Consider the following 10,693-nt stretch of genomic DNA (forward strand, 5'->3'; position numbering starts at 1 on the left):
TAAGTTGTGAGATTTTAATGCGGGTGTCCAGGAAACCACTGGATTGAGTTATTAACCATTTGAATTTAATACCTTAATTTTTCTAATGCTCCAGCGGTTGTAAAAGTAGCAATGTGAGTCTTGAGTAATACAATACTAGAATGCATTTTCTAAAACTGTGTTTACTTCAAGCTGCTCGAAACCGCGGAGTTGAGCTTTCTTTCATGTTAATACGTCAGTTTATCATGGAATGATGATGAATCATTCAAGATGAAAGTAAAAAGCTATGGCGTGCAAACCTAAAAGCACACATCCTTTATGTATACCGACTCGCAGTGAATATCCGTCTGGGTGAGAGACCGAACGCAAACGCTGTGTAGTCAAAGGTGGATTGTGTTGTCAGATTGTTCTGACGAATTTTTGTTTTTTGCTTTTATATCAAATCTTTATTTTTATTTCGCTATTGAGCGAAGTTTGACTTTTATCTGACAAAAACTAGTCTGAGCTTCCATTCAGAGGAAGCAGTCATGCTCAGTATTCTTAGAAGTATTACGGTATCGTCCGTCGCCTTAATTTTTTTAGCGAGTTCTTTTTGCTCAACTGCCAAACAGAGTCCTAAACCGAAGGTCATCGTTGGTGTTATTGCGCAAGACGAAGCTAAAGACTCGTTTGACGGTAGCGTTGGTCCTTCGTACGGAATTAGTCTTGAGTATTTGTCTAACATTACTAAAGCTTTGGATTATGAGTTAGAACTTCGGACTTACAAGCATATTCCGTCTTTACTTGCGGATGTCGAAAGCAAGAAGATTGATGGTGCGGTTGGATTTAGTAAAACAGCAGCAAGAGAAAAGCGTTTCTTGTTTTCGATGCCTTTCTTTTCGAGCACTATCGCTGTTTGGTATCGGAATGCCACTTACCGAGATAGTGATGCGCGTGATCTTAAATGGGTGTGTGTTGAGGGCAGTGTGTATTGTGACAACCTCACTGAACGTGGTATCGATAAGATACATTATGTTAAAACACGTTTAGAGGCGTTTAATGAAGTTAAGCGAGGTAAAGCGAACGCGCTGATTTACACTTATGTTGGTATTACCCAATATTTGGATTTGAATGACATTGTAAAAGGGGTTGTCGATATTCCTAGTTGGTTGAAAGACGAAGAGGTGAGTTTTATCGCTTCGTTGGACAAACAGAGTCTGATCGATGACATCAACAAAATCCTTCAGTGGGAGCAAAATGGAAAAAACATTCGCTCCGTCGCCTCGAAAAATCCTTACCATATCAGTGATAAGTTATTGGTAGATTACCGACGTAATCATCAAAACAAACTAGTGATAACTTACAGCAGCAGTGACGAAGCTTATCCGTTTCTCTACCGAGATTCGCAAACGGGTGAGTTAGACGGTTTCTTTCCAGACTTCATCGACTTATTGCAGTCTCGTACTGGCTTGAGCTTTAAGTATGTGAAGCCGACGTCGAGCCTTTCCAATGGATTAACGGCATTTGATGCCGATATAGTCCCTGTTTCTTATGTGGGTGATCTACCTAAGTCAGACTGGTTGTTCACTAAACCATTCATGCACAGTAATTACGTGGCTATCCAAGCGGAGCAGAGCAAGCGCGATAAATCTGCACTGAAAGAAGCGGGTATTCTGCTCACTTTGAAAAAGCAAGGGTTAGTTCATTTGGGCACTTGGCAGCAAGGCCAAGTTGATCATTATGATGATTTGAAAAAGCTGCTTACCGATTTGAAATCGGGCGTTTTGGATGTGGCTTACATTCCTGACGACATCGTTCACAATATGATTGCACAAGATCAAGTCGATGGCTTGGTGATCAATGCGGAGGACGTTTTGACGTTCTCTAATGCATTTGCGGTTGCAAACCACAATACACAACTTCAACACATGTTGAACAGCATCATCGAAACCATTGATTCTAACGAGATCGAAAAACTGCTGCGTTCTCACCGAAGCTTCAAACTGACTTATGGCTATGACGCGGAGCAGATCGCTACATTTGTTGTTGCTGGTTCATTCATATTCTGTCTCATGTTAATTGCGGCGTATTTCATCTTATCTCACATGCGACTTAAAGTGAGGTTAGCCGAATTTAATGCTGACAATGAGGAAGCGGAAAAGCAATGGCTGATGGACATAATCAAAGAGATCAATAGCTTGGTTTTTATCCATAGTGAAAATAACCATATGGAGATGAGTAATTGTGCCAACTACAACAGTAAACAGTGCCAACAATGTAAGTTGAAAAGTGATTCTACGCACGCTCCTCTGGTGAATAATTTTGATGAACTGACCACTGTTATTGCTGGAAAGCGTGTTTCAGAAGAGGTTGCCTCATCGGGCTGTGAACTTGATATTAAACATGTATATCGAGAACGCAAAGTCATCGCTTCTCCTAGCGGTAAGAACAAGTTTGTACTGACTGTTATTCAAGATATTACCCAGCAAAAAGAACGTGAGCAGGCGTTAATCGATGCGCAAAAAGAAGCGCAAACCGCGGTACGTGCGCGCGAAAACTTTTTGGCAACCATGAGTCACGAATTAAGAACGCCATTGTCGGCAGCGCACGGCATCCTCGATCTTCTAAATCACCAAGTGACGGCAGATTCAAATCGCGAGTTAATTGCCCAAGCCATACGCTCGCTCAATCATTTGAATACGCTAGTAGACGAAGTACTGGATTATTCAAAGTTAGAAGCAGGGCACTTAACCGTCGCCCCAGTTAAGACTGACTTGCTTAAAACCTTGTGCGATGTGTTTCGAAGCTTTGAACCACGAGCGCTCGCGAAAGGTTTGGATTACAAAGTGACAATCAAACCATTTTCGAATGCTTTCATTGAAATCGACGCGCTGCGATTGGTGCAAATTACCACCAATCTACTCTCCAATGCGGTGAAATTCACTGCGGAAGGCGAGGTTGGAATCAGTGTCATTCTTCATGAAAAGCAGCTTATCTTGAAAGTGGCAGATTCAGGTATCGGCATGACGGATGACCAACTCGAAGGCATTCTCAATCCTTTTGTTCAAGCGGATGACACTATTACGCGTAAATATGGCGGTACTGGATTGGGGCTAAGCATTGTTGACCGATTGATCGACTGCATGGGCGGCGTGCTCTGCATCGATTCACAATTTGGCTTGGGCACGACGATTACCGTCAGACTGCCAATTGAGCATTGCGACTCTGAGCCAGACGTTTGTTTGAACTGGACGTATAGCGAGAGCTTACCACTTAATGTTCGCCAGTGGTGTGACGCGTGGAAAATGCGTCCAGCGACGTTAAAAACAATGGTGGCGAACCTTCACCTATACACGACAGCGATGCCAGTTTTAATGGCCTAATGCTGCGTGACGAACAAAGGGTACTTGGCAGTCTTACGCTAAGAGAGCTTCAATATCCAGATACATTGTTCAATTTGCTCAGCCAAACGCAGCAAGAAACCAAGCTTAGTGACGTAAATCAAGAAGTGGTTTCTTGGGTTCTCGGCACGGTACTGGTCGCAGAAGATAATCCCATTAACCAAAGTGTGATAGCAATGCAGCTTCATGAACTTGGAATCGAACCTGTCATTGTGAATAACGGCCGCGAAGCATGGGAATACATCAACCAAGATGAAAACGTTGTGTTGCTGCTGACCGATTTTCATATGCCAGAAATGGATGGCTATGAGCTTGTTAGGCACGTGAAAAACTCCGAATTTAAAGCAATTCCAATCATCGGTGTGACAGCAGAAGATGCTCGTCTTGCCATTGAACGTACACAGGATATCGGCATTGATGATGTGCTCTACAAGCCCTATGACCTTAATCAATTAAAAACCGTTTTGATTCCATTTATTGGCGAAAAGAGAGGGGTAGGCTGCCCGGCTGGATTAAACGGTTCAAAGCTCAGGACGCAAAAGAGATTGCGCGCGTGTTTAGTCAATCAATGTCTACAGATATAAAAAACTTAAACGCCGCATCGACTGAGCGAGACAAAAAACGGGTCATTCATGGCATCAAAGGAGCGGTTGGGACGATAGGGGTAAGCATGCTGGCTGAGCTTTGTATTGAGGCAGAACGAGTTACTGCTGCGGAGTTTGACAGGCGAACAGCGGAGCTAATTTTACGAATCGAGCAGGAGATCGAAAACATAAACTATTGGGTAGAGACAAATGAATACACAATTTAATGTGATGGTGATTGATGACCATCCGCTACAAACCACAATACTTACGCAAATATTGGAACGCTATTGCGCGCAAGTCATCCCTTTTAACTGTGTGGATGCCGCTATTCAGAGTGTGCAGGAACAATATTTTGACGTGATTTTTTGTGATATCCAAATGCCCGGAAAAGACGGCATCGATATGATGGAAATGCTCGATAAAGTCCAGTACCAGGGGCAAGTTGTACTGGTCAGTGCAATGGAATTGACCATTATTTCTGCGGTAAGAGCCATGTGCGAGGGATTTAGTTTTGAAATATTAGGGAAGCTGCCTAAGCCATACGATGAAAATGAAGTCGTTGATTTGTTGGATAAAATAAAAGATGAAAAAGCGAAACAAGTCAGCTTTGCGCAACCTATTGAAGTGGAAGATCAAGAATTCCTGTTTGCTCTGGCTGAAGGGCGCGTGAAAAATTATTACCAGCCTTTAGTCGATGTGCAAAGTGGGGAAGTGCTTGGGTATGAAGCGCTCGCGCGTTGGAATCATCCTATTTATGGTGTGTTACCCCCTCATTATTTTTTGCCAATTGTAGAGCGTTGCCGCCTTTCTGGAGAGTTGTTTCAAGCTGTATTGAGTAATGTTATCTATGACATGAAACACCGCGGATTGACGCAAAACGTATCCATCAATGTAGACCATGAAAATTTAGAAGATACGGCGTTCTCTCATTACTTTTTACAGCAATGTTTAGAGAGCGAGATTGACCCATCACAAATCACCATTGAAATTACAGAGCGAGATACATTTCAGACTAGCGCGTCCCTGTACAAGAATTTACTCAAGTTGAGGATGAACGGTGTCACTGTCTCAATAGATGATTTTGGCACGGGGTCATCGACGTTTGAAAAACTGGCTCAACTGCCATTCAACGAGTTAAAAATCGATCGTTCGTTTGTACAAGGTGTCGAATGCGATATCAAAAAACGCAACATCGTTGTTGCTATTTGCGCGTTAGCGAAAAGTTTGAATATACGACTGGTCGCGGAAGGTATTGAAGACGAAGTCACACTGCAAGCGATACGTGAGTATGGCATTGATCTTTGCCAAGGCTTCTACATTGATAAACCCATGCCACTAGAAGCCATAACCATACTAAATGAAAGATATGAATAAATTGAATTACTTGATCTTTGACGATCATCCTCTCGTTTGTGTTGCAATCAAGTCGTTGCTGGAAGAGTTAGGTAAAACAAATGGGGTATTTACTGCAACATCAGCGAAGATGGCATTACAAATATTGAAAAAGGAAGAAATTCAACTGTTGATCTTAGATGTGAACTTGGCAGATTGCGATGGGTTTGATTTCTACAAACGTATCAAATCCCATGGTTATGAAGGCAAAGTCATTTTCTTCTCCGCTGAAACTAGCCAAATGTACAGCCAAATGGCTTTTCGTTCTGGCGCTGATGGCTATGTGTGTAAATCGGAAAATCACGACATTCTTAAAGACGCGATAGAAGCGGTAGAGAAGGGGTATACCTTCTTCAAATTTAAGCAAGTTGTTAATAGCGTTCGAGAAATGCCACAACTTTCAAGCAGAGAAAGCGCAGTAATGAAGTATTTATTACAAGGAAAGTCCAATCGAGAAATCGCTTCAGTGCTATCAATAAGTGACAAAACAGTCAGCACATACAAACGTCGTCTATTGGATAAATTTAACGTAAAGAACATTGTTGAGCTAACAAGAGTGGCGGGGGCGTAAGACCGCATCATGACACTTAAAAGTATCGCGTTGTCTCTTTTCATCGCAACATTACTATTCGTCACTTCTGTCACAATGATTGGTGCGGTGTTAATTTCTTATGAAGTAAAGCAGTTCAACACTTACGCGAATAATTTAGCCAAAATAAAACAAAAAGTAATTCTCATGGGGCTATTGACGGAAGCGCAGCTCGAGCAATACAAAGGCATGAGCGTGAGTGAAGTAGAAGCGCAAACAGAGCTGAGCTTTCAAGATGCGATTTACTCCCTGTCACGTTATGAAAAACTTAATTACGTTGAAGCTGTTGCACGGAAATCGCTTCATCAGGCTGAAGCGTATTTATCAAATGCGTTCAATCGACAAAATGCCGTTATGTATTTTCGTTCTTATACTGGAAACAAACTCATCTTAGAGAGACCGATTGAAGCGCTAGAGGGAGTGAAAGCCACATTTGATGTTGATTGGTGTAAAAGTAACTATTCTTGTGTGTTAGCCGCGTGGAAAGAGCAACTAACGGACCGGGTATTGTTTTCCCTACCATTTAAAACGACATACTCCGATGACATGGCGATAAGCATCATGAGTCCGGTTTACTTTCAAGGTGAGTTAGTGGGAGAGTTTTCGGAACAATTGTACCTCTCGCCGCTTTATAATGATGGGAAAGCGGTGGATGTTCAAATTGCGAATGGGAACAAGCAAATGGTGATTTACTTCGCTGGCTACCCCTTTCCATCATTCGCGTACACCCAATCATATGTCGCAGACAACAACAATCTCATTGTTTACATGTACCCATTCAGTAAAATTGTACTGGATTACGTGTTCTTGTTTATCATCTTCTTTTTCGTAACTTTAGCGTATTACAACAAAGCTTATGAATCTAAAGAGAGCAAACTTCGCCTCGCCAAAGCACTGACGAACGTGACGAAAGATGATTTAACGGGATTGTTTAACCGCAGAGTCTTTCAAGATAGCGAATTCAAACGTCGTTTGGAAACCGCGCCATATTCCGTCATTGCAATAGATGGCGATAGGATCAAGCGAATCAATGACCATTACGGTCACCATGTAGGGGACGAAGTTATTGGGATTATTGCTGATGCTATGTCTAAAGTGTTTCGAAATAGTGATTATCTAGTTCGAACTGGTGGTGATGAGTTTGTTGCGATTCTGCCAGGTTGCAGTATCAGCCAATCTTCAATATTGGCGAAGAAGCTTCGTAGTGTCGTTAAAGATAACCGACTAAAGACCTTGGATATCGAAGTTAGTGTGAGTACTGGTATCGCGGCGAATGAGTTACACGAAACGCTTCAGGACGTTATTGTACGTGCAGATGAAGATCTCTATGAGATGAAAAAACACAGACAAAAGTCCCATTAAGCAGGTCTGGTATTGACTAAATGCAAAGTTACGGAACATAACCATGACATAACTGTTTGATTAATTTGACCAAACAGAATGAGTGGTCTTTTATATTAGAGCAGTCAACAAATAGTGATTGCTCTATTTATTCTCGACCTTACATCTGGTGTCGCACGTGAACAAAGATCTCGACTTAAACTTACTTAAAATACTTGTCTTACTGGATAAGCACCGTCAGCTCAAGCCCGTTGCGAAAGCGATGGGGAAGAGCGAAGCGTCAATTAGCAAATACCTTGCCCGATTGCGACTCCAGCTAAACGATGAATTGTTTATTCGGCATCCTCACCACATGGAACCGACGGACTATTTAAAACGTCAATTACCTAAAATTTCCGATGCACTCGAGAAGCTTGAAACTTGTCTAATTAGAGATGAGTTTGAACCGGAAAATTACGAAAAAGACATCACCATTTGTTTGCCGCAAACCGCTCAATACTCATTTGGGCATTTACTTGCAATGGATTTAATGGCGCTGTTTCCCAAGGCGCACATTTCGATAGCAACGATTACAGAGTATACGATAGAAGAGATAATCCTAGGCAAAGTGGATGCGCAGTTACATTACTTCAACGAGGATGTTCCGAAATCTGTTTATCAGAAGTTCATCGGCTATGCGCCTGCTGTGGTAGTTGTCCCTGAAGAGCTGGGAATTACCACCCTGGAAGAAGCGGCCAAACTTCCCTTTATCATGTTAGAGATTATCGGTTGGAAAGAGAAAGAGCAGCTCGTTAAGCGTGCAATGGAAAGCCACGGTATGGTCATCAACCGTATTGCGGCTCTAGACAACGTAAGCAGCGTATTGAAGCTAATTAAGCAAAAAAGCGCCGCAACCGTGTTACTTGAATATCAGGCGCCAATTGATGGATATAAATTTATAAGAGTGCCAGAGCATTTTTACCCAGATGGCTGGCCAAAAGTGGTTGTACAGGTGAAGCAAAGCTTAAGACATGATGCAATGCACCAGTTGTTAATCGGTGCTATTGCAAAATACATGAGCGCTTAGCGGCAAAACTCAATGTTTTCTGACTGAGGAATAGTATGCAGAAGTTCAATCAACGTGTCCGCATGGTACTTTTTCAGAATACGCGTTTTGTAGGTGCTGATTGTTTTAGCGCTGAGTGAAAGTTGTTCAGAAATCTTCTTATTTGAGTAGCCTTGTACAAGATAATGGAACACCATGGCTTCGCGATTTGAAAGTGTTACGTTACCCGACGATGGTGTGTGAGTCGACTTAAACATTGAGTAACCGCGTGAAACACTCACAATTGCGTCAATAATGGTCTCTCTTGTTTCATGTTTGCTTAAGAAGCCATTTGCGCCCATTTCGTACGCTGCTTTAGAAAGACTCGAGTAGTCACGTGAAGAAACAAATAACAGTCGGCCACGATATCCTGTCGCTAAAATGTTTTTGGCTAAACGCATACCATCGCGGTCGCCAAGCACTACGTCTAAAATAATCAAATCAATCTTTTGGCCTCGGACAAGATCCATCACTTCCGCACTGTCAGTGGTTTGAATCACTTCAGCTGCGTTGATTATAGATTCAACTAGAGAAGCAAGTGCTTCGCTATACAATGGTTGAGCGTCGATAATAAGAACATTATTCAAAGTTAACCTCACCTAATACATCAACTAGTGTGCTGTCAGGCGACAGCGCAATTGGATGAATAGGATTGTAGGAAAAACCTTGCTAAGAGGAAGGAAAATGACTCTTTCCAAAAGTGAAAATCAGTGTCTTGATTATGGGAATAACGATGTCAGGTATTGAAATACCTAGTGATAGGATGATTGCTTAAAACTTACGCTGGCAGAAAACTAACAAACTGAAAGTGTTCTTTCAGTGTTCTATGCCTTCAGATTTTCTTGCGATGCCTCTAGCGCTTCGATTTAAACTCGTGTGTTCACAAGCGCAGTTTTATACCATGCCACTTGAAGAGAGCTTGTTCTACACCAGGCATGAGCACAGTAGCCAACTTTGCACTGATATCTGTTGGATAGGTTTGGCTATTGACGCTGAACATCACTTCAAATTATTTCTAAACTTTTCATTGACTCGGTCGCTAAAAGTGGAGGTGTTAATTCGCACTTTGGCCACTCATAATGTCGTGTTCAAAAATGAGACAATTTTACATGGTTTGGTATGGAAATGTGCGTTAGCCGTCCTGTTGATGGTTTACAAATTTTGTTGTAACGACTAAAAAGGACTTTTGGATTTTTAGCCAGAGAATGGCTTCTCATGGCGTTTGCATCAAACTTTTTCTGATGCGTATTTTTGGTTGGATAATTGGCTTTATGAGTAACGTAACCAGCACCATTTTGACAGAAAGTGGTACCAATGAGCTTGAAATCATCGAGTTTCATTTAGAAAAAACATTGCCAGATGGCAGCACAAAAACTTGTTATTACGGCATTAACGTTGCGAAAGTACGAGAAGTGATTCGCGTGCCAGAAACAACCGATTATCCAAACGCACAACCTCATATGATTGGTGTGTTCTCATCCAGAGATGTACTGACGCCTTTAGTGGATTTAGCTGGTTGGTTAGGTGTGCCAACACGACAAGATCTGGAGCGCAAGTTTGTAATCGTTACGGATTTCAACAAAATGACCAATGGCTTCTTAATTGACAGCATTTCGCGTATTCATCGCATCTCTTGGAATGATGTGGAATCACCAAGTCAGTTTTTGGAAGCGGGCGAACAAGATTGTGTAGTAGCCGTTGTCCGTAAAGAAGGCAACCTGATCATGATTCTCGACTTTGAAAAAATCATCGCAGACATCAACCCAGAATTGAGTATGGAAAAATACGATGTGAAAGGGGACAAGTCGGTGGATCTCAACCAGAGAATGGTCGGTAAGCGTAATGCTAAAACGATCATGGTGGTGGATGACTCAGCATTTATTCGCTCTTTGATCCAAGATACATTAGCTTCTTCAGGCTACAATGTGATCACATGTAAAGACGGTGGTGAGGCGCATGAGAAGTTGATGAGTTTGATCGAGGTTGCGAAAGAAGAAAGCTTGCCAGTTAAAGAGCTATTAGATGCGGTGGTTACGGACGTAGAAATGCCTCGAATGGATGGTATGCACTTAGTGAAGAGACTACGCGATACCGAAGCGTTTCATGAAATGCCGATCATTATGTTCTCGTCATTGATGAGTGAGGATAACCGAGCGAAAGCACTATCTCTTGGCGCAAATGATACGATTACCAAGCCAGAGATTGGCCGCATGGTGAATATGATGGATAAATACGTGTTTAACTTTGCGTAAAAAACCGATCAGATTGACCCGTCCTGATATGGGTTGACACTTTTTAACTAAAACGCTCGATGTACTTCATCGGGCGTTTTGTATTTTAA

The 10,693-nt window shown here is 42.1% G+C and carries 6 protein-coding genes and 1 pseudogene; 6 read left to right on the forward strand and 1 reads right to left on the reverse strand.

Translation table 11 applies throughout. The annotated features are described in order from the left end of the window. Positions 1 to 506 precede the first annotated feature (506 nt). From R7E78_RS19540 to R7E78_RS19560, 5 genes and pseudogenes are all read left to right on the forward strand, one after another. Positions 507 to 4,170: pseudogene (locus tag R7E78_RS19540) on the forward strand (ATP-binding protein). After that, a complete protein-coding gene (locus R7E78_RS19545; protein WP_318058170.1) occupies positions 4,154 to 5,320 on the forward strand; it encodes an EAL domain-containing response regulator in 1,167 nt (388 codons plus the stop codon). Before R7E78_RS19540 ends, R7E78_RS19545 begins: the two are co-directional and overlap by 17 nt. Further along, positions 5,313 to 5,909: a response regulator transcription factor gene (locus R7E78_RS19550; protein ID WP_017635347.1), complete on the forward strand. Its 597-nt coding sequence runs from the start codon at positions 5,313 to 5,315 to the stop codon at positions 5,907 to 5,909. The genes R7E78_RS19545 and R7E78_RS19550 overlap by 8 nt, the downstream gene beginning before the upstream one ends. 9 nt (positions 5,910 to 5,918) lie before the next feature. Further along, positions 5,919 to 7,289 (forward strand): GGDEF domain-containing protein, encoded by a 1,371-nt coding sequence (locus R7E78_RS19555; protein ID WP_017635346.1) that lies wholly within the window; start codon positions 5,919 to 5,921, stop codon positions 7,287 to 7,289. A gap of 157 nt (positions 7,290 to 7,446) precedes the next feature. After that, entirely contained in the window at positions 7,447 to 8,334 is an 888-nt protein-coding gene (locus tag R7E78_RS19560; RefSeq protein WP_017635345.1) for a LysR family transcriptional regulator, read from the forward strand. On the opposite strand, the gene R7E78_RS19565 is transcribed toward R7E78_RS19560, so the two are convergent. Next, complete coding sequence (locus R7E78_RS19565) at positions 8,331 to 8,939, reverse strand: response regulator transcription factor (RefSeq protein WP_017635344.1); 609 nt, start codon at positions 8,937 to 8,939, stop codon at positions 8,331 to 8,333. The genes R7E78_RS19560 and R7E78_RS19565 overlap by 4 nt on opposite strands. A gap of 684 nt (positions 8,940 to 9,623) precedes the next feature. Between R7E78_RS19565 and R7E78_RS19570 the strand changes: the two genes are divergently transcribed. Then, positions 9,624 to 10,604, forward strand: a complete 981-nt coding sequence (locus tag R7E78_RS19570) for a chemotaxis protein (protein ID WP_262629926.1) — start codon at positions 9,624 to 9,626, stop codon at positions 10,602 to 10,604. Positions 10,605 to 10,693: the final 89 nt, after the last annotated feature.

This window comes from Vibrio sp. YT-19(2023) (assembly GCF_033337395.1).

What these genes read in the sequence shown, in the direction of transcription:
- R7E78_RS19545 (WP_318058170.1), top strand. Translation starts at nt 4,154, where the DNA reads ATGAATACACAATTTAATGTGATGGTGATTGATGACCATCCGCTACAA.
- R7E78_RS19550 (WP_017635347.1), top strand. Translation starts at nt 5,313, where the DNA reads ATGAATAAATTGAATTACTTGATCTTTGACGATCATCCTCTCGTTTGT.
- R7E78_RS19555 (WP_017635346.1), top strand. Translation starts at nt 5,919, where the DNA reads ATGACACTTAAAAGTATCGCGTTGTCTCTTTTCATCGCAACATTACTA.
- R7E78_RS19570 (WP_262629926.1), top strand. Translation starts at nt 9,624, where the DNA reads ATGAGTAACGTAACCAGCACCATTTTGACAGAAAGTGGTACCAATGAG.